The organism is Microbacterium sp. Root1433D1 (assembly GCF_001426835.1).
Taxonomy (GTDB): Bacteria; Actinomycetota; Actinomycetes; order Actinomycetales; family Microbacteriaceae; genus Microbacterium; species Microbacterium maritypicum.
Genome location: NZ_LMFN01000001.1, coordinates 44183 through 66807, shown reverse-complemented (window position 1 = coordinate 66807; position 22625 = coordinate 44183). Strand labels below are relative to the sequence as shown.

At 69.3% G+C, this 22625-nt stretch carries 25 protein-coding genes; 13 read left to right on the top strand and 12 right to left on the bottom strand.

Annotated features, from left to right (window positions below; all coding sequences use genetic code 11):
• The first annotated feature begins 37 nt into the window (after positions 1-37).
• From ASD13_RS00280 to ASD13_RS00265, 4 genes are all read left to right on the top strand, one after another.
• Complete coding sequence (locus ASD13_RS00280) at positions 38-445, top strand: hypothetical protein (protein WP_055864437.1); 408 nt, start codon at positions 38-40, stop codon at positions 443-445.
• Positions 446-454: 9 nt separating this feature from the next.
• A complete protein-coding gene (gene fdxA, locus ASD13_RS00275) occupies positions 455-775 on the top strand; it encodes a ferredoxin (RefSeq protein ID WP_045263079.1) in 321 nt (106 codons plus the stop codon).
• A gap of 9 nt (positions 776-784) precedes the next feature.
• Entirely contained in the window at positions 785-1909 is a 1125-nt protein-coding gene (dapC, locus tag ASD13_RS00270; protein WP_055864434.1) for a succinyldiaminopimelate transaminase, read from the top strand.
• 191 nt (positions 1910-2100) lie between these two features.
• Positions 2101-3390 (top strand): citrate synthase, encoded by a 1290-nt coding sequence (locus tag ASD13_RS00265; RefSeq protein ID WP_055866746.1) that lies wholly within the window; start codon positions 2101-2103, stop codon positions 3388-3390.
• Between the two features lie 168 nt (positions 3391-3558).
• On the opposite strand, the gene ASD13_RS00260 is transcribed toward ASD13_RS00265, so the two are convergent.
• Both ASD13_RS00260 and dapD read right to left on the bottom strand, forming a co-directional pair.
• Entirely contained in the window at positions 3559-4938 is a 1380-nt protein-coding gene (locus ASD13_RS00260; RefSeq protein WP_055864429.1) for a DEAD/DEAH box helicase, read from the bottom strand.
• A 295-nt stretch (positions 4939-5233) separates the two neighbouring features.
• Positions 5234-6187 carry a 2,3,4,5-tetrahydropyridine-2,6-dicarboxylate N-succinyltransferase gene (dapD, locus tag ASD13_RS00255; protein WP_055864425.1) on the bottom strand — a complete coding sequence of 318 codons (954 nt, stop codon included), beginning with the start codon at positions 6185-6187 and terminating at the stop codon, positions 5234-5236.
• Between the two features lie 65 nt (positions 6188-6252).
• Here dapD and dapE point away from each other — a divergent pair, with 65 nt between their 5' ends.
• The 3 genes from dapE to ASD13_RS17085 all read left to right on the top strand — a co-directional run bounded on the left by dapE (position 6253) and on the right by ASD13_RS17085 (position 8793).
• Positions 6253-7326 carry a succinyl-diaminopimelate desuccinylase gene (dapE, locus tag ASD13_RS00250; protein WP_055864421.1) on the top strand — a complete coding sequence of 358 codons (1074 nt, stop codon included), beginning with the start codon at positions 6253-6255 and terminating at the stop codon, positions 7324-7326.
• Positions 7308-8525: a hypothetical protein gene (locus ASD13_RS00245; protein WP_055864417.1), complete on the top strand. Its 1218-nt coding sequence runs from the start codon at positions 7308-7310 to the stop codon at positions 8523-8525. The genes dapE and ASD13_RS00245 overlap by 19 nt, the downstream gene beginning before the upstream one ends.
• Positions 8526-8619: 94 nt before the next feature.
• Positions 8620-8793, top strand: coding sequence for a DUF3117 domain-containing protein (locus ASD13_RS17085; protein ID WP_017203323.1), 174 nt, complete (start codon positions 8620-8622; stop codon positions 8791-8793).
• Between the two features lie 103 nt (positions 8794-8896).
• On the opposite strand, the gene ASD13_RS00240 is transcribed toward ASD13_RS17085, so the two are convergent.
• On the bottom strand, positions 8897-9535 hold the full coding sequence (locus tag ASD13_RS00240; RefSeq protein ID WP_055864414.1) for an O-methyltransferase: 639 nt from the start codon (positions 9533-9535) through the stop codon (positions 8897-8899).
• A gap of 90 nt (positions 9536-9625) precedes the next feature.
• Here ASD13_RS00240 and ASD13_RS00235 point away from each other — a divergent pair, with 90 nt between their 5' ends.
• Positions 9626-10015, top strand: a complete 390-nt coding sequence (locus ASD13_RS00235) for a twin-arginine translocase TatA/TatE family subunit (protein WP_055864411.1) — start codon at positions 9626-9628, stop codon at positions 10013-10015.
• Entirely contained in the window at positions 10012-10659 is a 648-nt protein-coding gene (locus ASD13_RS00230) for a hypothetical protein (protein ID WP_055864409.1), read from the top strand. The genes ASD13_RS00235 and ASD13_RS00230 overlap by 4 nt, the downstream gene beginning before the upstream one ends.
• Here the strand turns inward: ASD13_RS00230 and ASD13_RS00225 are convergent.
• The 4 genes from ASD13_RS00225 to ASD13_RS00210 are packed head-to-tail and all read right to left on the bottom strand — an operon-like array spanning position 10656 to position 14066.
• A complete protein-coding gene (locus tag ASD13_RS00225; protein ID WP_055864406.1) occupies positions 10656-11150 on the bottom strand; it encodes a YcxB family protein in 495 nt (164 codons plus the stop codon). The genes ASD13_RS00230 and ASD13_RS00225 overlap by 4 nt on opposite strands.
• Before the next feature lie 20 nt (positions 11151-11170).
• A complete protein-coding gene (locus ASD13_RS00220; protein ID WP_055864403.1) occupies positions 11171-12292 on the bottom strand; it encodes an Mrp/NBP35 family ATP-binding protein in 1122 nt (373 codons plus the stop codon).
• Complete coding sequence (locus ASD13_RS00215; protein WP_055864400.1) at positions 12289-12801, bottom strand: DUF1003 domain-containing protein; 513 nt, start codon at positions 12799-12801, stop codon at positions 12289-12291. The genes ASD13_RS00220 and ASD13_RS00215 overlap by 4 nt, the downstream gene beginning before the upstream one ends.
• Positions 12801-14066: a magnesium transporter MgtE N-terminal domain-containing protein gene (locus tag ASD13_RS00210; protein ID WP_055864397.1), complete on the bottom strand. Its 1266-nt coding sequence runs from the start codon at positions 14064-14066 to the stop codon at positions 12801-12803. Before ASD13_RS00210 ends, ASD13_RS00215 begins: the two co-directional genes overlap by 1 nt.
• An 85-nt stretch (positions 14067-14151) precedes the next feature.
• On the opposite strand from ASD13_RS00210, the gene ASD13_RS00205 reads away from it, so the two are divergent.
• Together ASD13_RS00205 and ASD13_RS00200 are read left to right on the top strand one after the other, a co-directional pair.
• On the top strand, positions 14152-14877 hold the full coding sequence (locus ASD13_RS00205) for a general stress protein (RefSeq protein WP_055864394.1): 726 nt from the start codon (positions 14152-14154) through the stop codon (positions 14875-14877).
• Positions 14878-14902: 25 nt separating this feature from the next.
• Positions 14903-15553 carry an alpha/beta hydrolase family protein gene (locus ASD13_RS00200; RefSeq protein ID WP_235562435.1) on the top strand — a complete coding sequence of 217 codons (651 nt, stop codon included), beginning with the start codon at positions 14903-14905 and terminating at the stop codon, positions 15551-15553.
• Positions 15554-15586: 33 nt separating this feature from the next.
• On the opposite strand, the gene ASD13_RS00195 is transcribed toward ASD13_RS00200, so the two are convergent.
• The 4 genes from ASD13_RS00195 to ASD13_RS00185 are packed head-to-tail and all read right to left on the bottom strand — an operon-like array spanning position 15587 to position 19139.
• A complete protein-coding gene (locus ASD13_RS00195) occupies positions 15587-16495 on the bottom strand; it encodes a phosphotransferase (RefSeq protein ID WP_055864391.1) in 909 nt (302 codons plus the stop codon).
• Positions 16496-16497: 2 nt separating this feature from the next.
• The gene (locus ASD13_RS17300) at positions 16498-16653 is read right to left on the bottom strand and encodes a hypothetical protein (RefSeq protein ID WP_157535549.1); all 156 of its coding nucleotides are present in this window, start codon (positions 16651-16653) and stop codon (positions 16498-16500) included.
• Positions 16654-16658: 5 nt separating this feature from the next.
• The gene (locus tag ASD13_RS00190) at positions 16659-18080 is read right to left on the bottom strand and encodes an aminopeptidase P family protein (RefSeq protein ID WP_055864388.1); all 1422 of its coding nucleotides are present in this window, start codon (positions 18078-18080) and stop codon (positions 16659-16661) included.
• 36 nt (positions 18081-18116) lie between these two features.
• Entirely contained in the window at positions 18117-19139 is a 1023-nt protein-coding gene (locus ASD13_RS00185; RefSeq protein WP_055864385.1) for an endonuclease/exonuclease/phosphatase family protein, read from the bottom strand.
• Positions 19140-19239: 100 nt separating this feature from the next.
• Between ASD13_RS00185 and ASD13_RS00180 the strand changes: the two genes are divergently transcribed.
• On the top strand, positions 19240-20112 hold the full coding sequence (locus tag ASD13_RS00180) for a PHP domain-containing protein (RefSeq protein WP_055864382.1): 873 nt from the start codon (positions 19240-19242) through the stop codon (positions 20110-20112).
• Between the two features lie 81 nt (positions 20113-20193).
• Here ASD13_RS00180 and ASD13_RS00175 read toward each other — a convergent pair whose 3' ends face one another.
• Positions 20194-21714 (bottom strand): DEAD/DEAH box helicase, encoded by a 1521-nt coding sequence (locus ASD13_RS00175; protein ID WP_055864379.1) that lies wholly within the window; start codon positions 21712-21714, stop codon positions 20194-20196.
• Positions 21715-21909: 195 nt separating this feature from the next.
• Between ASD13_RS00175 and ASD13_RS00170 the strand changes: the two genes are divergently transcribed.
• Positions 21910-22623 carry a ferritin-like fold-containing protein gene (locus ASD13_RS00170; RefSeq protein ID WP_017828625.1) on the top strand — a complete coding sequence of 238 codons (714 nt, stop codon included), beginning with the start codon at positions 21910-21912 and terminating at the stop codon, positions 22621-22623.
• Positions 22624-22625: the final 2 nt, after the last annotated feature.

The window sequence follows — 22625 nt, the reverse complement described above, 5'->3', positions numbered from 1 at the left end:
ATCGGGATCGTGCGGGCCTCCTCGGTAGGATCGACAGGTGCGCGTGAGCTGGATGTCGAGAGTGTTGTCGTGGATCGCTGCCGCCCTGGTGGGCGGTGTCTACGGCATCGCCGGCACGATCAGCCACAGCGTGATGTGGGGTCCGATCCCGGTCGGCATGATCGTCGCCGCGATCGCCTGCGCGGCCATCCTGATCGCCGTGCGCGCGCTCACGCACGACCGCGGTGCCGCCGTGGCAGCGGGGCTGGGGATGATCGGCATGCTGGTGCTGATCTCGGGCGAGGGTCCCGGAGGCTCCGTCGTCGTGCCCGCGTCGTTCGCGGGGCAGATCTGGACCTACCTGGTGGCCGGAATCGTGCTGCTCGTGATCGCCTGGCCCTCGGTGCGACGTCTTCCCGTGCGCACGGAGGCACCCGCGCAAGAACCCGAGGCTCGCGAGTCGTAGACTGAGGGGGTGACGTATGTGATCGCCCTCCCGTGCGTCGATGTCAAGGACCGCGCCTGCATCGACGAGTGCCCCGTTGACTGCATCTACGAGGGTGAACGCTCGTTGTACATCCATCCCGACGAGTGCGTCGACTGTGGTGCCTGCGAGCCGGTGTGCCCCGTCGAGGCCATCTACTACGAAGACGATCTGCCCGACGAGTGGCAGGACTACTACAAGGCCAACGTCGAGTTCTTCGACGAGATCGGGTCCCCGGGCGGCGCCGCCAAGGTCGGCGTTTACTCGTTCGACCACCCGATCGTCGCCGCTCTGCCGCCGCAGGGCGAGTAGGCGCGCTTCGTGAGCGTCCGCGACCTCGCCGACTACCCGTGGGACGCCGTTGTCCCGTTCCGTGAGCGTGCCGAGAGGCACCAGGACGGGCTCATCGATCTGTCGGTCGGATCTCCCGTCGACCCGACCCCCGAGATCATCCGGCGTGCGCTGGCCGAGGCGACGGACGCCCACGCCTACCCGCAGACGGTCGGCACGCCGACGCTGCGCGAGGCCATCGTGGACTGGTACGCCAGACGCAGGGGAGTGCCCGACCTCCGCGTCGACAACGTGCTCCCGACGATCGGCTCGAAAGAGCTCGTCGCGCTGCTGCCCACTCTGCTCGGTCTGGGGGCCGGCGACATCGTCGTGCACCCGCGCGTGGCGTATCCGACCTACGAGGTCGGTGCGCGCGTCGTGGGGGCCACGCCCCTGCCCGCCGATGACCCGCAGGACTGGCCGGAGGGCACCAAGCTCATCTGGATCAACACCCCGGGCAACCCGGACGGCCGCACCTGGACCGTGGACGAGCTCGCCGCAGCCGTGAGCCGCGCCCGCGAGCTCGGAGCCGTCCTGGCGAGCGATGAGTGCTATGCCGAGCTGGGGTGGGACGGCGAGTGGGCGACCGAGCCGATCCCCTCGATCCTCGACCCGCGGGTGACCGGCGGAAGCCGTGCGAATCTGCTCAGCGTCTACTCCCTGAGCAAGCAGTCCAACCTCGCCGGATACCGTGCGGCGTTCGTGGCCGGCTGTGCGCGCATCGTGGGAGAGCTGCTCACGGCACGCAAGCACCTCGGGCTGATGCCGCCCGCACCGGTGCAGCACGCGATGGCGGTCGCTCTCGGAGACGATGAGCACGTCGCGGTGCAGAAGGAGCTCTACCGCGCGCGTCGCGATGCCCTTCGTCCTGCGCTGGAGGCGGCGGGCTTCCGCATCGAGGGTTCCGAGGCGGGGCTGTACCTCTGGGCGACCGAGGGGCGCGACGCCTGGGAGTCGATGGCGCGACTCGCTGATCTCGGCATCCTCGCAGGCCCCGGTCCCTTCTACGGAGCCGACTCCGCCCAGCATGTCCGGCTCGCACTCACCGCGCCGACCGCGCACGTCCGCGAGGCCGCGCGTCGACTCTCCACAACCGATATGGCAACCGATATGTAGGTTCCCTCCTCGGAGGGTGCTTCTGTTTGGCGGATGTCACAGTAGGCCTGTGTGACTACTAGGCTGTAAAGGCGATTCGGTCGTGACCCGACCTGGCGCTTGAGCGCCGTGAGATCGCCAGTTCAGGCTTGATCAAGATCTTGTTCGACATCACCGCGACGAGCGGGGGCGGACACAACGAGGAGGTCCGCGTGAGTGCAGCGGCAGACCAGACGGCGAAGCTGACGATCGGCGACACGACCGCCGAATTCCCGGTGCTGCGCGGCACGGCAGGGCACGACAGCATCGATTTCTCGACGCTGACCCGACAGACCGGATACACGGGCCTGGACTACGGTTTCGTGAACACGGCCTCCACGAAGTCCGAGATCACCTTTATCGACGGTGACAAGGGCATCCTGCGGTATCGCGGCTATCCGATCGAGCAGCTCGCGGGCTCCACCAGCTACCTCGAGGTCGCCTGGCTCCTCATCTACGGCGAGCTGCCGTCCGCCTCCGAGCTCGCGGAGTTCGACGAGAAGATCCGTCGTCACACGCTGCTGCACGAAGACCTCAAGCGCTTCTTCTCGGCCCTGCCGCACACGGCGCACCCCATGTCGGTGCTGTCCTCGGCCGTCGCCGCCCTCTCGACCTACTACGAGGGGCAGACAGACCCGCACAACCCGGAGCACGTCGAGCTGAACATGGTGCGCATGCTCGCCAAGCTCCCTGTGATCGCGGCCTACGCGCACAAGAAGAGCGTCGGCCAGGCGTTCCTCTACCCGGACAACTCGCTGAGCTTCGTCGACAACTTCCTGAAGCTGAACTTCGGTGTGCACAGCGAGGAGTACGAGGTCAACCCGGTGATGTCGAAGGCTCTTGAGCTGCTCCTCATCCTGCACGAGGACCACGAGCAGAACGCCTCCACGTCCACGGTCCGCCTGGTGGGCTCCACCGGCGCGAACCAGTTCGCGTCGGTCTCCGCCGGCATCCAGGCTCTCTCCGGCCCGCTCCACGGCGGTGCCAACGAGGCCGTGCTGACCATGCTCGGTCAGATCCGCGACTCCGGTCAGAGCGTCGCTCGCTTCGTCGAGCGCGTGAAGAACAAGGAAGAGGGCGTGAAGCTGATGGGCTTCGGCCACCGGGTCTACAAGAACTACGACCCTCGCGCCAAGCTCGTCAAGGAGGCCGCCGACGAGGTGCTCTCCTCCCTGGGCGTCACCGACCCTCTGCTCGACCTCGCGAAGGAGCTCGAGGAGCTCGCGCTGGCCGACGACTACTTCCGCGAGCGTCGCCTGTACCCGAACGTCGACTTCTACACCGGCGTCATCTACAAGGCCATGGGCTTCCCGACGCGCATGTTCACGGTGCTGTTCGCGATCGGCCGTCTGCCGGGCTGGCTCGCGCAGTGGCGTGAGCTGCAGCTCGACCCGCAGACCAAGATCGGTCGCCCGCAGCAGCTGTACACAGGAGCGCCCGAGCGTTCCTTCCCGACGCGCTGAGTCCAGACGAGAAAGCGCCCCTTCCGCACGACGGAGGGGGCGCTTTCGTCGTCTGGCAGCGACGCGGTGGATTCGGATTCCCGGCATTCGTCGCGGGGAAACGGCACGGCGCCCCCTCCGACGAGCGGAGAGGGCGCCGTGCTGAGCTGAAGTCAGCGGCTCGAGTGTTCAGCGACCCTGCGAGCTGCGGCCGCCCTGACGGGAGCCGCTCTGCGTGGAGTAGCCACCACCTGCGCCCGTGCCGGAAGCACCGGCGCGGGGACGACGACGGCGACGCGACGGCGGGTTGGCCGCTCCGCTCTTCTCGCCGCCTGCGGGGCGCTGCTTGGAGGACTGGCGCTGCTGCTGCGGAGCCTGCACGGGGGCCGGGCGCACATGCGCTGCGCGCTCGGGCACCAGCGCGGTGACGGCCGCTGTGGTGACGTCTTCCAGCGGAGCCGAGATGGCGGCCTTGCGCAGGAGATCCTTGACGTCGCGGCGCTGCTCGGGGAGCACGACGGTCACGACGGTGCCCGCGGCACCCGCACGCGCGGTGCGGCCGGAACGGTGCAGGTACGCCTTGTGCTCGACGGGCGGGTCGACGTGGACGACGAGGTCGACGTTGTCGACGTGCACGCCGCGCGCCGCGACGTCGGTCGCCACGAGCACGCGCACTCCGCCGTCTTCGGGAGCGGCGGAGAAGGCGCCGAGGTTGCGCTCGCGCGCATTCTGCGACAGGTTGCCGTGCAGGTCGACGGCGGGGATCCCCGCGGCGGTGAGCTGCTTCGCGAGCTTCTTCGCCTGGTGCTTGGTGCGGGTGAAGAGGATGCGGCGACCGGTGCCCGAGGCGAGCTCGCGCACGAGGGCGGTCTTGTTGTCGGTGGAGTCGACGACCAGCACACGGTGGGTCATCTCGCCGACGGGCACGCTCTCCTCGTCGACCTCGTGGCTGACCGCGTTCGAGAGGAAGCGGCGGGCGAGGGTGTCGATGCCGCGGTCCAGGGTCGCGCTGAACAGCAGACGCTGTCCACCGGCCGGGGTCGCGGTGAGGATGCGGGTGACGCCGGGCAGGAAGCCGAGGTCGGCCATGTGATCGGCCTCATCGAGCACGGTGACCTCGATCGCGCTCAGGCGAACCACCTGCTGCTTCATGAGGTCTTCGAGTCGACCGGGGCAGGCCACGACGATGTCGATGCCGCCGCGCAGCGCCTGCTCCTGCGGACGCTGGCTGACGCCGCCGAAGACGGTCGTGACACGCAGGCCCGCGGCCTCGGCGAGAGGTGCGATGGTCGCGGCGATCTGCGTCGCGAGCTCACGCGTGGGGGCGAGGACGAGTCCGCGCGGGAGGCCGGCACGGCGCTGTCCGCCGGAAGCGGCGAGGCGCGCGACGAGCGGCAGGGCGAAGGCGATGGTCTTGCCGCTGCCCGTGCGTCCGCGACCCAGGAGGTCGCGTCCGGCGAGGGAGTCGGGAAGGGTGTCGCGCTGGATGGCGAACGCCTCGGTCTTGCCGGAATCGGCGAGAACGGCGGCGAGCTCGGCGGGAACGCCGAGTTCAAGGAAAGTAGACATGCAGAAACTCCGTCAGCGCCCGAATGAAGGGCGCGAGATAAAGGGGTGAGGTGGGCGACGGCGCAGGAATTGCGCATCGGTTCGCCGTTCGAAAGGCCAGCTGATGCTGGTGGTGGGAGCGGTTCCGCTCGCTTCGGTCCTCGGAGACCCCGTGACGACGACGATGTTACGAGACCGGCGGTACACGCAACTCCGTCAGTCTACCAGTGCGTGCATGCCGTCGGCTGCATGTCGACTTCCGCGCGGGTCGTCGGCCGCCTGCAGGAGCGGGGCAGGCGTCCCCTGGGCTGCGTTCTCAGGCGTGCAGCGCCTCGTTCAGCGTCACTCCCACACCGGCGCGACGCACGGCCTCCACCGCACCGCTGAGCGAGTTCCGGCGGAAGAGCACCCCATCGTGACCGGAGAGCTCGGCCCCCTTCACGCTCTTGCGTGCGCCATCGGCGGTCACGGGCCCGTCGACGAGGACGATCTTGGTGCCGGCCGTGACATAGAGCCCGGCCTCGACGACGCAGTCGTCACCGAGCGAGATGCCGATGCCGGCGTTCGCGCCGAGCAGCGTGCGGGCTCCGATCGACACGCGGTGCGTTCCGCCGCCGGAGAGGGTGCCCATGATCGACGAGCCTCCGCCGATGTCGCTGCCGTCGCCGACCACAACGCCCTGCGAGATGCGTCCTTCGACCATCGACGCGCCCAGCGTGCCGGCGTTGAAGTTGACGAACCCCTCGTGCATGACGGTCGTGCCGGGGGAGAGGTACGCGCCCAGACGCACACGGGAGGCGTCGGCGATGCGGACGCCGGAAGGCTGCACGTAGTCGGTCAGGCGGGGGAACTTGTCGAGCCCCTGCACCTGGATGCCGGCGCGCTGGAGGTGCGGGCGCAGGCGAGCGGCATCCGCGGGAAGGACGGGGCCGGCGTTGGTCCAGGCCACGTTCGGAAGGTGCCCGAAGATGCCGTCCAGATTCAGCTCGTTGGGACGCACCACCAGATGGGAGAGTGCGTGCAGACGCAGGTAGGCGTCCGCGGTCGACGCCGGGGCGGCGTCGAGGTCGATCTCCAGCTGCACGACCTCGAGCGTGACGTTCCGCCGTTCGTCGGGCCCGGCGAGGGGCTCGAGTGCGGCGATGGCGACGGTGACCTCGTCGGAGGTGGAGGCGCCTGTCCGCACCTCGGGGTACCACGCATCGAGGACGGTGCCGTCCCCGGCGATCGTGGTGAGTCCGATACCCCATACAGTGCGTGCGTCGCTCATCCCTCCACGCTATCGCCCCCGAGGGATGGCGACGTCACTCGTGACGGGGTAAGTAGTCTTGACCCATGGTGCTCGATCTGACCGTGTCCTCCGTCGACCTCACCCGTGCGATCTGCGATATCCCGAGCGTCTCCGGTGAGGAGAAGAGCTTGGCCGATGCGATCGAGGCGGCGGTGACGCCGTTGGAGCACCTCGACGTCTTCCGTCACGGGAACACGATCGTCGCCCGCACCGACCGCGGCCGGGCACAGCGCGTCGCGATCGCCGGTCACATCGACACCGTGCCGATCAATGCGAACCTGCCGACCCGCGACATCGAGATCGACGGGGTGCCCTATCTCTGGGGGCGCGGCACCGTCGACATGAAGGCGGGCACCGCCGTGCAGCTGAAGCTCGCGGCCGAACTGACCGACCCCGCGATCGACATCACGTGGATGTGGTACGACAACGAGGAGATCGAGGCTTCGAAGAACGGCCTCGGATTGCTCGCCGCCGTGCGCCCCGATCTCTTCGAGGCCGACTTCGCGATCCTGGGGGAGCCGTCCAACGGCGAGGTCGAGGGCGGGTGCAACGGCACTCTCCGCGCGCTCGTGCGCACGAGCGGCGTGCGCGCCCACAGCGCACGCGCCTGGATCGGCGAGAACGCGATCCACCGCGCCGCGCCCATCCTCACCCGGCTGGCGGAGTACCGCGCCAAGGAGGTGCTGGTCGAGGGGCTGCTGTACCGCGAGAGCTTGAGCGCGGTGCGCATCGCGGGTGGAGTCGCGGGCAACGTGATCCCGGACGCGTGCGAGGTCGAGGTCAACTACCGGTTCGCGCCGAGCAAGTCGGCGGCCGACGCCGAGGCCCATCTGCGTGGAGTCCTCGCCGGCTTCGACATCGAGATCACGGATGCCGCCGAGGGTGCGCGTCCCGGCCTCGACGCCGAGATCGCGAAGCAGTTCGTGGCCGCCGTCGGCGCAGAGCCCCGGCCGAAATACGGCTGGACCGACGTCGCACGCTTCTCCGCGCTCGGGATCCCCGCGGTGAACTACGGCCCCGGCGACCCGCATCTCGCCCACCACGATGAGGAGCGCGTTCCCCTCGCGCAGATCGACGCCGTGGAGCGGGGCCTTCGCGCATGGCTCACGTCGCGCTGAGCATCGCACGCCGCTGGGCGATGGCACCGGTCGCGCTGCGTGTGGCCGTCATCTACCTCGGCGCACGGGTCGTCACGACGGCGTTCCTGCTCATCGCCGCTTCGCTGTCGACCTCGTCCTCGCGTTTCGGCGCGGGGGCCGGGCTCATCGACTTCATCCTCGGCTGGGATGCGCAGTGGTACTGGCTGGTCGCCGAGAACGGATATCCGAGCGAGCTGCCGCTCTCGGACACGGGCGACGTGGTCGAGAACGCCTGGGCATTCATGCCGGTGTTCGCATATGCAGCCAAGGGGATCGGGTTCGTGCTCGGGTCCTGGGGAGCCGGGGCTCTCGTGCTGTCACTCGTGGCGGGGTACCTGGCCTGTCTCGCGCTCCATCGTCTGCTTCGCGAGCGTCTCGGGAACTCGGCGGCGATGTGGGCCGTGGTGTTCTTCGCCGCCGGGCCGATCGCGGCGATGTTCCAGGTCGGCTATGCCGAGACCCTGTTCCTTCTGCTGCTGTTCCTGGCCCTCGATGCGACGATCCGGCGCAGGTACGTCTGGTTGTACATCCTCATCCCGGTGATGGCCTTCACCCGCCCGGGGATCCTCGCCTTCGCCCTCTATCTGGGCCTGCACGGTGTCCTGCGCTGGATCCGGCGCGCACAGGATCCGCTCCCGGGACGCGAGATCGCGCACATCCTCGCTCTCGGCGCCCTCGCGACCGCGTCCGGCTTCGCCTGGCAGGCGATCGCGGGAATCGTCACGGGAGACCCCGGTGCGTATCTCGCGACCGAACTCGCGTGGCGTCAGCATTGGATCACCGGCGGTGTCGAGGGGTTCATCCCGTTCGAGGGATGGGTCCAGGCGTCGCAGTTCTGGTTCGCGCTCTGGGGGATGCCGCAGTGGTGGGGACCGCTCGTACTCGCCGTGCTGGTCATCGGCGCGTCTGCAGCGCTCCTGTTCTCCCCGCAGGTTCGGGCTCTCGGCGCGGATCTTCGGCTGTGGAGTGCGAGTTACCTGCTGTATCTGCTCGCCGTCTTCTTCCCGCAGTCGAGCACCTTCCGTCTGCTCTTGCCCCTCAGCCCGCTCTGGGGTGCGGTCGCCGTGCCTCGATCACGCCTCTGGCGCATCGGGGTGCTGGCCGCATGTCTGGTCGGACAATGGTTCTGGATCTACCACGTATATGCGCTCGGGAGCACGTTCTGGCAGGTGCCGTGATCGTGAAGCTCGAGCCAATTGTTGTTCCGTGACCTCCAGGTCCCGGTGACACCCGATAAACTCATCCCATACCACCGGAGGAAAGGGAGCCACGATGGCAGCGATGAAGCCGAGGACCGGAGACGGGCCTATGGAAGCCGTGAAAGAAGGACGACTCATCATCGTGCGCGTTCCGCTCGAAGGCGGCGGCCGCCTGGTCGTCTCTGTGAACGACGCCGAGGCCAAGGAGCTTCACGACGTGCTTGCCGCCGTCGTGGCACCGGCCTGATCGACCTGGGTCCGCTCGAGCGGATCCGAAAAGGGCGGTGGATCCTCGGATCCACCGCCCTTTTCGTCTGCGAACGGTGCCTGTGCCCCGCGAGGTTCGTGCGTCAGTCGCGCTCTGCGAGGCTGATCAGCTGCAGCAGTCCTTCGCCGGCGGGGGAGAGCGTGGCCAGGACGGCCGAGGACTCCTGCGTCTCCTGCACGAGGGACCGGTAGGCGGAGGTGATCTCGTCGCGCTGCACGGGGTCGGCGACGCGGCCGCCTGCGAGCACCCGGGGCACGAGGACGAGCCCCCCGGTGCGTGCGAGACGCAGACCGTGCTCGACGTATTCGATGACGTGCTCGGGATCGGCGTCCACCAGCACGATGTCGTAGGAGTTCTCGTTCATTCGGGGGAGCACATCGATCGCTCGCCCAGTGATGAAACGGGCTCGTGTGGACGGGATCTTCGCATCGGCGAAGGCCTGCCGTGCCGCGGCGAGATGCTCCGGCTCGTTGTCGATCGAGGTGAGCACGGCCTGCGGTGCTCCACGCAGCAGCCAGAGTCCGGAGACGCCGGCGCCGGTGCCGATCTCGACGATGGAACGGGCGCTGGTCGCCGCGGCGAGCACGGCGATCTGCGAACCGACGGCCGCGCTGATCGGCATCGCTCCCAGCTCGATCGCATGTGCGCGGGCGCGGGTGATGGCGTCGGGTTCCACGATGGACTCGCGCAGAAAACGCGCGTTCGCGTCATACTCGCTCATGGCCTGTTTCTCCCTGCCTGCCCGGTGAACCTCTCCAGCGTATTCGGTCGGCGAGTGCGGGGACCGCAGGCGCGGCGGTAGCCTGTAGAGATGACGTTCGGGCTCACTTTCGAGAAGCTGCTGCTGATCGGCCTCATCGCGGTCCTGATCATCGGCCCCGAACGTCTGCCGCGGGCCGCGGAGAGCTTCTCCCGCATGGTTCGCAAGGCCGGAGAGTACCTGCGCGCGACCAAGACGAGGGTGCGTGAGGAGATGGGGCCCGAGATCGACGACGTCGATTGGCGCAAGCTCGACCCTCGTCAGTACGACCCCCGCCGGATCATCCGCGACGCGCTGATGGAGGAACCTCAGCCCGCGACTCCCATGCAGGCGCGCGAGACGATCGCGGAGCCGATCGCCGGAACCGTCGCCCCCACGCGTGTGGCTCCGCAGGAGTTCAGCGCGACCAATCGCCCGCCTTTCGACCCTGAAGCCACGTGACCCGAGGGCGGCTCGCCGATCGCGACGCCGTGGCCTTCTGGCTCGCCGCGCTGTGCGCGTGCGTGTCGGTCCTGATCTGGACCCTCTGGGTGCTGCCGGTCGCGGCCTCCGTCGATGACGCGGCTCCGTCACCGCTCGGGCGCTCCGCGGAGGTGGGGCTCGATTCCGGTGAGCGGGGTGGCATCTGGGGCAACGGGATCTCGGCGGCGCTGGGCACGATGGAGTGCGCGGTGGTCGGCCCGGATGGCGTCGGACTGCCGCTGTCGGGCGCGCCGTCGCTCACCTGGGACGACACGCTGTGGTGGATGACGCCCCGGCTGGGCTTCGCGCAGAGCGCGCAGTTCACCTCAGTCGAGGCCGGCATCCACACCGTGACCTGCGTCGACGCGCTGGACACCTACGACGGTGAATTCCTGGTCGCCGGTGACACCTTCGCACGCGGGTCCGTCGGTCTCGGTCGCAACGGAGGCAGCGACTTCGCCGTCGGTTCGCTCCTGGCCTTCGGCGCGGTGGCCTGCCCGCTGATCGTCGTGCTCGTCCCCGGCGTCATCCTGTTCCGTCGCCTGGTCGCCCGTCGACGCCGGCGTCGTCGCGCTGACGGCCCTGAGCCTCGGAGGTCGTCGCCTGAGGTCTGGGAGAGCTAGGAGATCTTGGAGCGGAGCGTCGCGATGTCGTCGTCCGTGAGCAGGGCGCGGGGGATCGCGGTGGCGACCGAGGCGTCACGCAGCTTCAGCAGCACGGCGTCCTTGCCCACGTGCATCTTCTGGAACGTGCGGTAGTCGATGTCGGATCGACGGCGACCGCTGCCCACCTGCAGCCTGTCGTCTTCGAGGGCCACCCACACCACCTGCTCCACCGGCATCGCGATCCGCACGGCCGTTCGGGCGCCCGAGATGGACATGAAGACGGCGAAGCCGGCGAGCCCGGCGATGATCACAGGCATCCAGCCCGCGGCGAACGGGGCTTCTTGCCCCGCTGCAACGGGGGCGCTGAGATTGAGGATGCTGAGCACCAGCGCACCGGCGAGGGCGAACCACATCACGAGGGCGGACGGGCGGGTCAGCGAATAGATCGCGGCGTCGCGCGCCATCCGTCGCAGCAGGCTCTCGTCGACGGTCAGGGAGCGTGGGGACACTCGTTCATCCTCCCACGCGCTCAGCCGATCGACATCGGCAGCGATCGACCGGAGAGGCCCCTGCCCTGCCGGGCGAGGGTGGCCGCGAGGTCGCGGATCGTCGCGGCCGCGGCATCGGTCGTCCCGCCGCCGACGATCGGCTCTCCCGCGTCTCCGCCCTGACGCAGAGCGGGGCTGAGGGGGATCGAAGCGAGCAGCGGGACCGTCGCTCCCGGCTCGGAGAGCGCCTCGGCGACGGCCGCGCCCCCGCCGGAGCCGAACAGGTCGATCAGGGTGCCGTCGGGGAGCGTGTACGCCGCCATGTTCTCGATCACTCCGATCACGCGCTGACCGGTCTGACGCGCGACGAGACCGCTGCGGATGGCGACCTCGGCCGCGGCGGTCTGCGGGGTGGTCACGACGAGCACCTCCGCATGGGGGAGGAGCTGGCCGATCGAGATCGCGATGTCGCCCGTTCCCGGCGGCATGTCGATCAGGAGCACATCGAGATCCCCGAAGAAGACGTCGGTGAGAAATTGCGACACCGTGCGGTGCAGCATCGGTCCGCGCCACGCCACCACGGACTCGCCGTCGCGGAGGAACATCCCGATCGAGATCGTCTTCACGCCATGCGCGACCGGGGGGAGCATCAGGTCGTCGATGCGGGTCGGCTGGGTACCCGCCGGGATGCCGAGGAGCCCGGGGATCGAGAACCCGTGCACATCCGCATCGACGAGGCCGACGGACAGTCCCTGATCGGCGAGGGCGACGGCGAGGTTGGCCGTGACCGTCGACTTGCCGACGCCGCCCTTGCCGCTGGAGACGAGGATCACACGGGTGAGCGAGTCGGGGCCGAACGGCATGTGTCGTGCGGGTCTGCCCGCGCGGAGCTTCTCGGTGAGCGCCTTGCGCTCGGCCGGTGTCATCACGCCGACCTCGACCTCGACCTCGGCGATGCCGGGAACGGATGCGGCCGCACCGCGCACGTCGGCTTCGATCCTGGCCGCCGCGGGGCACCCGACGATCGTCAGCACGATGCCGACGCGGGCGCGGTCGCCGTCGACGGAGATCTCGCGGACCATGTCGAGTTCGCCGATGGGTCGGCGCAGCTCCGGATCCGTCACGGCGGCGACGGCCGATCGGACGCGCTCGGCCGCCGTCATGAGGCGGTGCCGGGTCGGGTCTTGTCCGGCGCGTCTTCGAGCTCGGCGAGAAGTGCCTTGAGCTCCTGCCTGAGCACGTCGCGGGTGACGGCCTGCGAGTTGCGCTCTTCGAGCGACATCCGCAGCGCGACGATCTCTCGGGCGAGGTACTCGGTGTCGGCGAGGTTGCGCTCGGCACGCTGCCGGTCCTGCTCGATCTGCACCCGGTCGCGGTCGTCCTGGCGGTTCTGCGCGAGCAGGATGAGCGGTGCGGCGTACGAGGCCTGCAGGGAGAGCATGAGAGTCAACGCCGTGAATCCGAGGGCGGCGTCGTCGAAGCGCAGCTCGTCGGGCATCAACGTGTTCCAGAGGATCCAGACCACGCAGAAGAGGCTGAGGATCAGCAGGAAGGCCGGCGTACCCATCGCACGAGCGACCCACTCGGTGAAGCGCCCGAAGCGGTCGCGAGAGGTCGCCCTGGGGCGGGTGGTGGTGCGGCCCGGTGCGTCGAGGCGCGGGGACCGGGCCATCAGCGCATCTCCTTCGCGGGGGAGCTGTCGTCGCTGTCGTGCGAGCGCCAGTCGTCGGGGAGCAGGTAGTCGAGCACGTCGTCGATGCTGATCGCTCCGACGAGGCGGTGCGCCGCATCGATCACCGGGAGCGAGACGAGGTCGTAGCTCGCCAGCAGTCGCGCCACCTCGGCGGCGGATGCGGTGACGGGTACGGGCTCGAGGCTGTCGTCGAGGATGGCGCCGAGCCGCTCGTGCGGCGGGTAGCGCAGCATCCGCTGGAAGTGCACGAGCCCGAGCAGGCGCCCGGTGGGGGTCTCGAACGGCGGGAGCGTCACGAACACCGCGGCGGCCAGTGCGGGGTGCAGCTCATGGCGGCGGATCAGGGCCAGCGCCTCGGCGACGGTGGCATCGGCCGACAGGATGATCGGCTCGGGGGTCATCAGACCGCCGGCGGTGTCGGGTCCGTACCGCAGCAGCATCCTGACGTCCTCGGCCTCCTCCGGCTCCATGAGCTCGAGGAGCTGCTCCAGACGGTCCGGGGCCAGCTGGGCCAGAAGGTCGGCCGCATCGTCCGGTTCCATCTGGTCGAGGATGTCGGCCGCGCGCTCGTCGCCCAGCCGGTCGAGGATGTGTACCTGCTCGTCTTCGGGCATCTCCTCGAGGGCGTCGGCGAGGCGGTCGTCCGACAGCTCCTCGGCGACCTCGATCATGCGCTGCTGCGGAAGGTCGAGGAGCGTGTTGGCGAGGTCGGCGGCGTGCAGCTCGGAGTACGAGGCGACGAGCTGCTCGGCCGACTGCGACTCGCCGGGCGCACGCTGCTCGGCGACCTCGCTCCACCCCGCGAAAGTCGTCGGTCCCTTCGCGAACGGGGAGGCGCTGGTCTTCGGGCGGCGGAGGAACAGCTGGCTGATCGCCCATTCGCCGAGGCGGTTCGGCTCGATCGCGATGTCTTCGATCACCGCGGTGCCGCTGCCGTCGACGAAGCTCACGCGTCGCCCGAGCATCTCGGCGAGCACCCGCACCTCGCCGGCGCGCGGAGAGAACCGTCGCACGTTGATCAGACCCGTGCTGATGACCTGGCCGGCGCGGATCGAGGTGACGCGTCCGATGGAGAGGAACACCTGTCGGCGTCCCGGGATCTCCACGACCAGACCGATGACGCGGGGCGCCGCGGTACTTCGGTACACGACGACGACATCCCGGACCTTGCCGAGCCGGTCGCCGACGGGATCGAAGACGGCGCACCCGGCGAGGCGCGCGGCGAAAACCCGTTGTGTGCTCACTTCTCCAGAGTAGTCGGCGGCTCAGGTCTGCGGCGGGATGGTCGCGCCTCGGGCTGTCCGACGGTGCGCGTGGAAGAATAGCCGGATGAGCATGCTGAACCGGCCCGCGAGCGGCACAGACACCGGCGAGATCGTCGCGTCGATGCGCGACTACGAGAGCGCGCAGAAGACGGTCTCGAAGCTGATCGCCGGGGAGGTGCCCGCGCGCGACATCGCCATCGTCGGACAGAGCGTGCGCACCGTGGAGCGTGTGACCGGCAAGCTCGGCTATGCGGCCGCGGCGCGCTCCGGAGCGATCAACGGCGTGCTGATCGGTCTGTTCCTCGCCGCCATCCTCGTGCTGGGCAACCCCGAGGTTCCGATCCAGCTCTTCCTGGGCTTCGTCCTCATCGGCGTCGCGGTCGGCATGCTCCTGAGCCTCGTCACGTACGCGATCGTGCGTCGTCGCCGTGACTTCGCGAGCGTCACGCAGTTCGCGGCCGACCACTACGAGGTCACGGTCCTGTCCACATCGCTGGGCAAGGCCCGCCAGGTGCTCGGCGCCAACAAGGTCGCCCCGGTGCGCCCCCCGGTCAACCTCGATGAGCCGCCGCGTTACGGTGAGCGGATCACGCCCGGTGCGACCGCTCCCGCTCCCTCTCCCGAAGAGCCCGTCATTCCGCCGCGTCCCGCCGACCCGCTGGCCGAGCCCGTCTCCGAACCGGAATCCGGTGCGACGCCGGAAGCCGGGACTGCCGCGGCGTCGACGGTGACGCCGGTCGAGCCCGATGCCGCCCCCGATGCGGACGGCATCCAGGGGGAGCGGGCATGACGGCGATCTGCGCACTCTCCGTCTGATGGTCCAGATCCCGGTCGAACTCTCGAACGGTCCCACTGTCGTCTCCGCAGACTGGACCCCCGGTGACAACGGGGCGACGGTGATCGTCGCGCACGGCGCGGGTACCGGCAAGGACCACCCGTTCCTCACGGGCTACGTCGAAGCGCTCGGTGCGAGCGGCTTCTCGACCCTGCGTTTCAACTTCCCGTACGTGGAGCAGGGACGACGGATGCCGGGACCTGCCGCTCACGCGATCGCCACCTGGAACGCCGTCGCAGCCTTCGCACGAGAGTCCGCCCCCTCAGCGACCCTGTGGGCGATCGGGAAGTCGTATGGGGGACGCATGGCGTCGATGGCGGTCGCCGAGGGCATGCTCGTCGACGGGCTCGCCTACCTCGGCTATCCGCTGCATCCGCCGGGGCGGCCGGAGAAGCCGCGCATCGAGCATCTGCCGGGCATCACGGTGCCGCAGCTGTTCGTCGAGGGGACGAACGATCCTTTCATCCAGCCAATCACGCAGTTCGAGGAGGCCGTCGCGAGCTGCCAGGATGCGCGCGTGGTCTGGGTCGAGGGTGCCGGCCACACCTTCGAGGTCAAGGGGCACAAGCGCCCCGCGGCAGAGATCGGGGCGTCGCTCGCGCCGATCGTCGCCGAGTTCATCGATCGCTGAGCACGTCACCGCGCCGACGTCACCGCGCCGACGTCACCGCTCCAGCGTCGCCAGCTCCTGGTCGTCGAGCAGGCGCCGCAGCGTCGTGAGCCCCAGCGTGCTCATCGGGGGATTCGACTGCTCGTAGTACCAGCCGAGCCCGATCGCCTGCTGGAAGGCCCACGCCGCGCCTCGCAGCCACTCGGTGTCGCTCACCCCCACTCCGTCGCGCAGCACCGCGCGGGCGGGAGCGTCGAACAGATGCCAGGCGCTGACCAGGTCGAGCGCCCGATCGGCGGGCCCGAAGCCGCCGCCGTCGAGAACCCCCACCAGTCGGGTGACGCCGTCGGCTTCACGGACCAGAAGATTGAACGGCGTGAGGTCGCGATGACTCATCACGTGCGGGCCGTCCGATGGCAGGGAACGCAGCGCCGTCCAGAGTCGGGTGGCGCGGTCGGTGTCAAGAAGATGCCCACTCCTGTGCAGGCACTCGGCCACCCATTCGTCATGGTCGGTGAGAGTACCTCCGCGGCCACGGCCGTCGAAGACCCGATCCTCGACCTCGGTCGCCCGCAGCCCGCGGATCAGCGTCACCAGGTCCTCGGCCAGCGACACGGATACCGCCTGCGCGGTGGAACCGGCGGTCTCGCCGGGGAGCCAGGTCTGCAGCGACCAGGCCGAGGGGAAGGCGGCGCTGCCGTCGGCCACGCCGCGAGGCAGCGGTGCCGGGAAGGGTCTGCTCACCGCGAGCGCGGTCATCGACGCGGCCTCCGCCTCCGCCTCCGCCCGTGCGACGGGGAGGAGAGGGAAGCGGGCGACCAGATCCTCCCCGACACGGACGATCGTGTTCACCGTCCCGATGGTGGCGACAGGGCGGAGCACCGCATCGCCGTGTTCGGGGAACGACGCGGCGATCAACTCGCGCGCGAGCGCGAGGTCGACCGTGTGCGCAGCCTCGTGCATCGTCAGAACGGCCGAGCCCGCCCCTGTTTGCCCTGGTCGACCCATCGCGTGTGCGACTTGAGCGCGAGAAGAACGGCGAAGTAGATGACGGCACCAAGGACGAGCGCGGCGAGACCGTAGACCAGGATGATGGCGAAGAAGTTGACGAATCCGAACATCGGCGTCAGCTCTGCAGTCGCGCGATCCAGGCCTCGACCTCGTCGGCGGTGCGGGGGATGCCGGCCGAGAGGTTCACGGGGCCGTCTTCGGTCATCACGATGTCGTCCTCGATGCGCACGCCGATGCCGCGGAGTTCGGCCGGCACCGTGAGGTCGTCGATCTGGAAGTACAGTCCGGGCTCGATCGTGAAGACCATGCCCGGTGCGAGGATGCCGTCGTAGTACATCTCGCGACGGGCCTGGGCGCAGTCGTGCACGTCGATGCCGAGGTGGTGCGAGGTGCCGTGCACCATGTACCGACGGTGCTGGCCGCCCTTGTCGGCGTCCAGGGCCTCTTCGGCGGTGACGGGCAGCAGGCCCCACTCGGCCGTGCGCTCGGCGATGACCTTCATGGCTGCGCCGTGCACGTCGCGGAAGCGCACTCCGACCCGGGCGGCGGCGAACGCGGCGTCTGCGGCCTCGCGCACGGTCTCGTAGACCCGTCGCTGCACCTCGGTGAACGTTCCGGAGACGGGCAGCGTGCGGGTGATGTCGGCGGTGTACAGGCTGTCGGCCTCGACGCCCGCATCCACCAGGATCAGATCGCCGGGGACCACGGTGCCGTCGTTGCGCGTCCAGTGCAGGTAGCAGGCGTGCGGGCCGGAGGCGGCGATCGTGTCGTACCCCTCGCCGTTGCCGTCTTCACGCGCACGGCGGTGGAAGACGCCCTCGACGACACGCTCGCCCCGTGCATGCGCCGTCGCCGCGGGAAGCTCGCGGATGATGTCGTCGAAGCCCTTCGCGGTGATCTCGACGGCACGGCGCATCTCGGCGATCTCGAACTCGTCCTTGACGAGGCGCAGCTCCGACACGAATCGTGTGAGGGTCTCGTCTTCGTCGAGCACGAGCTCGCCCTCGACGGCTTCGAACTGGTCCAGGTGCGCGGTCGCGATCTCGAGGTCGGCGGCGACACCGGCGAGGGACGGGCGCGGACCGATCCAGAACTCTCCGACCGTGGCGTCGGCGTAGAACTCCGTCGTCGTGCGGTCGGCGCGCTCACGGAAGAAGAGCGTGATGTCGTGACCACCCTCGGTGGGGGCGAAGACGAGCACCGAATCGGGCTCGGCATCCGATGCCCAGCCGGTGAGGTGCGCGAAGGCCGAGTGCGCGCGGAAGACGTAGTCGGTGTCGTTGCTGCGCTGCTTGAGCGAGCCGGCGGGGATCACGAGACGCTTGCCGGGGAAGGCCGCGGAGACGGCTGCGCGCCGCACCGCCGCGTACGGCGCCTGTGCGCGCGGCGAGGGGAGCGTCTCGGGCCGCTCGGCCCAACCGGTCGAGATGGTGTCGAGGAAGCCCTGAGGGAAGGGCTGCTTGCGGTTGGTGGTGCCGTTCTCGACAGACGCTTCGACGGTGGGCTCTGCGATCGTGTCGCGCTCTCCAGTGCTCATCCCTCCAGTCTGTCACCTGGCGGGCTGGCGCGGGAATCAGCCGGCGGGCTCCAGCTGCACGACCAGGGCGCGGTGGTCGCTCCCCCCGGCGTCATCGAGCACGACGGATCCCGTCGGAGACCAGTTCTGCGATGCCATCACATGATCGATCGGCGCGCCCGCCAGCGCGGGCAGAGAGCTCGGCCAGGTGCCGGTGAGCCCGTTGCCGGTGCGGGAAGCGACATCGCGGCAGTAGCCGATGTCGCCGCCTTCCACGCCGAGCGGAGCCATATGGTCGATCGTCGCGTTGAAGTCGCCGGCCAGGATGAAGTCGCCCTGGGGGCACTGGTCGGCGATCCACTGGAGGTCGCTGCGCCACTGCTGCATCTCCTCCATGCGCGGGGCGACCGCGTGCACGGCGACGATGGTGGGGCCGGAGCCGTCGATCGGCATCAGCACGACGCTGGGCACCGAGCCGGTGTTGCTCGTGCCGTCCTTCGCCGACTCGATCACGGAGTACTCTCCGAGGTCGGGGGCGACCAACACGGTGGTCTGCCATGACTGCGGCCCGTCCTGCACATCGGGGCGGAACTGCACGTGGTGCACCCACATCGGATGACCCTGCTCCCGCAGCATGATCGCGATGCGCTCGCCGACGGCTTCGGTGGTCTCCGGGAGGGCGACGATGTCTGCACCCTGATCGAGGATCCGCTGCGCGATCACCTCGGCGGGTACGGCTTCGCCCGCTGTGTTCCACGTGAGCACCCTGATGCTGCCCTCGGTCTTCTCCGGGAGGTCGGAGCCGCCGAAGCCGCGGGTGGCGCCGATGGCCGCCGTCGCGCCGGCACCGAGAAGGGCGACGATCAGCACGGAGGCGGCGAATCCACGCAGCGGGCGGGCGAACAGCAGCAGGAGGGCGAGGACCGCGACCACGAGGAATCCGCCGAGCACGAGGCCGCGCGCCGACACGAGCTGTGCGAACGGGTAGGTCTGCTCGAGACGGAAGAACTGCGGCCACACGACGATCGCCGTCGCGATCGCGAGCAGCACGGTGAACAGGATCCCCAGGAGACGAAACATCCCCTCCAGCCTAGGAGCGCCGCCTGTGAAGTCCCTGCCTCGACATCCGCCTCCGTGCGCCTCGGCGCCTGCACCGGGCGACGCTCGGTACGCTCGTTGGATGGCCACTTCGTCCCACGGGTTCGCCGGTCCCGCCGACCTGCACCTGCACTCCAACCATTCCGATGGCACGGAGTCGCCCGCCGAGGTGGTCGCGCAGGCGCACGCGCACGGGGTGCGCACGCTCGCGCTCACCGATCATGACCGTTCCACCGGATGGGCCGAGGCGGGAGATGCCGCCGTCGCCCTCGGGATGACGTTCATCCCGGGGATGGAGCTCTCCGCGAAGCACGAATGGCGCAGCGTGCACGTGCTCGGCTATCTCTTCGATCCGCAGGACGAGGCGCTGCGCGCCGAGACGGATCGCATCAGGGGGGACCGGATCGGTCGTGCCGAGCGCATCGTGCGCAACATCGGGCGCGACTACGACCTGCACTGGGACGATGTGGTCGCGCAGACGACGCTCGACGCGACGGTCGGACGCCCTCACATCGCCGACGCTCTCGTCGCGCGGGGGATCGTGCGGGATCGGACGGAGGCGTTCGACGGCATCCTGCATCCGCGGGAGGGGTACTACGAGCCGCACTACGCGCCCGATCCGATCACCGCGGTGCGCTTGATCACCGAGGCCGGGGGAGTGGCGATCATCGCCCACCCCGTGACGGCGGGCCGCGACCGCATGATGCCGGTGCCGTTCATCGAGCGGCTCATCGACGCAGGCCTCGGCGGGTTCGAGATCGAGCATCGCGAGAACACGGAGTCGGGCAAGAGGATGCTGCGCGAGATCGCCGCGAAGCACGACCTCATCGTCACCGGCTCCAGCGACTATCACGGCACCGGCAAGCCGAACCGTCCCGGCGAGAACACCACAGCCGATGAGATGGTCGTCAGGCTCCTGACGCGCGGCACCGGCACCGCCCCGCGCGTTCCCTGACCATCGCGCCGCCCCGCGCGCGCACGGGAAAGGGCGCATACGCCGGTGTGAACCGGACGCATGCGCCCTTTCGGTCGAAGCTCAGGCTCCGGTGACGGGAGCCGCGCCTGCCCCGGAACCGCCGCGGCGACGGCGGCGACGACGTGCCGGTGCCGGCTTGCCGTCGTGGTGCTCCTTGCCGGCGCCGTCATGCGTTCCTGCACCCTCGGCACCGCGGTCGGCTGACGGCGCGGAATGTCCTTCGCCCGACGTCGGCTCCGCTGCACCCTCGGCGAAGGTCGATCCGACCGGGGTCGTGCTGTTGCGACGGCGACGGCGACGGCGCGTGCCGCTTTCGTCGGTGCCCTCGGCAGCAGCATCGGCCGCGCGCTCCGGGCGACGGGTGCGCTCGGTCTTGACGGACTCGGTCTTGGGTGCCGACACCAGTCGGCCCTTGGTGCCCTGGGGGATGTTGAGGTCCTCGTACAGGTGCGGGCTCGACGAGTAGGTCTCGATGGGCTCCGGCTGGCCGAACTCGAGCGCCCGGTTGATCAGGGCCCACTTGTGCAGGTCCTCCCAGTCGACGAAGGTGACGGCGATGCCGGTCTTGCCCGCGCGGCCCGTGCGGCCGGCGCGGTGCAGGTAGGTCTTGTCCTCGTCGGGGATCGTGTGGTTGATGACGTGCGTCACATCGTCGACGTCGATGCCTCGGGCAGCCACATCGGTGGCCACGAGGACATCGCGCTTGCCCGCCTTGAAAGCGGCCATCGAACGCTCACGCTGGTCCTGGCCCATGTCGCCGTGCACACCGCCGACGTTGAAGCCGCGGTCGCCCAGCTCGTCGACGAGGCGCTGCGCCGCGCGCTTGGTGCGCGTGAAGATGACGGTCTTGCCGCGACCCTCGGCCTGCAGGATGCGGGCGATGACCTCGTCCTTGTCCATCGAGTGCGCGCGGTACACGAGGTGCTTGATGTTGGCCTGCGTGAGACCCTCGTCGGGGTCGCTCGCGCGGATGTGGATCGGGTTCGTCATGAAGCGACGTGCGAGGGCCACGATCGGGCCGGGCATGGTGGCAGAGAACAGCTGCGTGTGGCGGACGGCCGGGACCTTCTGGAAGATCTTCTCGATGTCGGCGAGGAAGCCGAGGTCGAGCATCTTGTCGGCCTCGTCCAGCACGACCTCGGTCGCGTTCGAGAGGTCGAGCAGGCGCTGGCCCGCGAGGTCGATCAGTCGCCCCGGCGTGCCGACGACGATCTGCGCGCCCGCCTTGAGCTGGTCGATCTGCCCCTCGTAGGCCTTGCCGCCGTAGATCGCCACGACGCTGGTCGAGCGGTTGCTGGTGAGCAGGTCGATGTCTTCGTACACCTGCACTGCGAGCTCGCGCGTGGGGACGACGATGAGCGCCTTGACCCCGTGCTCCGGGTCCTTGCCGAGGCGCTGGACGACGGGGATGCCGAAGCCGAAGGTCTTGCCGGTTCCCGTCTTGGCCTGACCGATGATGTCCTGGCCGGGAAGGCCGAGGGGGATGGTCTGCTCCTGGATGGGGAACGCGTCGACGATGCCCTTGGCGGCGAGTGCGTCGACGATGTCCTGGTCGATGCCGAGATCGGCGAAAGTTGTCACTTTATTCAGATTGCCTGTCCGGCGACCCTGTGGGATCGCCACGTTAACGGATCCACGCCGTCTCTTGTGCCACAGGCGCGGGCCCCGCTCCGACGGCGGGGACACGCCCAGCCTACCCGAGGGGTGGTATCGGCCAGGAAGGTGGGTCCGGCACGAGTATTGTGAACGACGTGGTGGACTCGGGAGGACGACCTCGTGGTTAAGTGGTTCTGGCAGCGCGACGACGCGCCGCGACGCACCCTGGCCCTGCGCAGCAGAGGCGATCAGGGGGATGCGACGCGCATCGACTTCGCCGAACTCGCCCCCGAGCTCAACCGCTTCCTCGGTCAGGCCGCCTATCTGCAGCTGGGCTACTTCGAGACGCTGACGCGCCTCATCCGGGCCACGCCCGAGCTCTCCGAGAAGGAGTCGCTCTCGCGCGCCGCCGGAGCCGCTCTGACCAAGCACCGAGGAATCGTCGACCTCATCGCCGAGCGCGGGGACGACCCGACGCAGCTGATGCTCCCGTTCCGGGAGAACCTCGACGCCTTCCGCCGCAAGACCATCGGCGCGCGGCCCAGGGAGACGCTGCTGGCGGTGTACATCACCGCCGGGATGCTCGACGACTTCTACCTCGCGCTGGCCTCCAGCTACGGGGACACCGGGCGCCGCGTGGCGGAGATCCTCCGTGAGGACGACGCTCGGCACGAGATCGTCGCCATCGTCCAGGAGACCATCGAGAGCGACGAGGAGTGGCGATCGCTCCTGTCGATGTGGGCCCGCCGTCTGGTCGGCGACACGATCCTCGTGTGCCGCTCCGCGCTGCGACCGGAGCGCCTCGACGTCGACGAGGAGCGCATCGAGCCCGTGTACACCGAGCTCATGGGCGCGCACGCGCGACGGATGGACGCGATGGGACTCGCGTCGTAGCG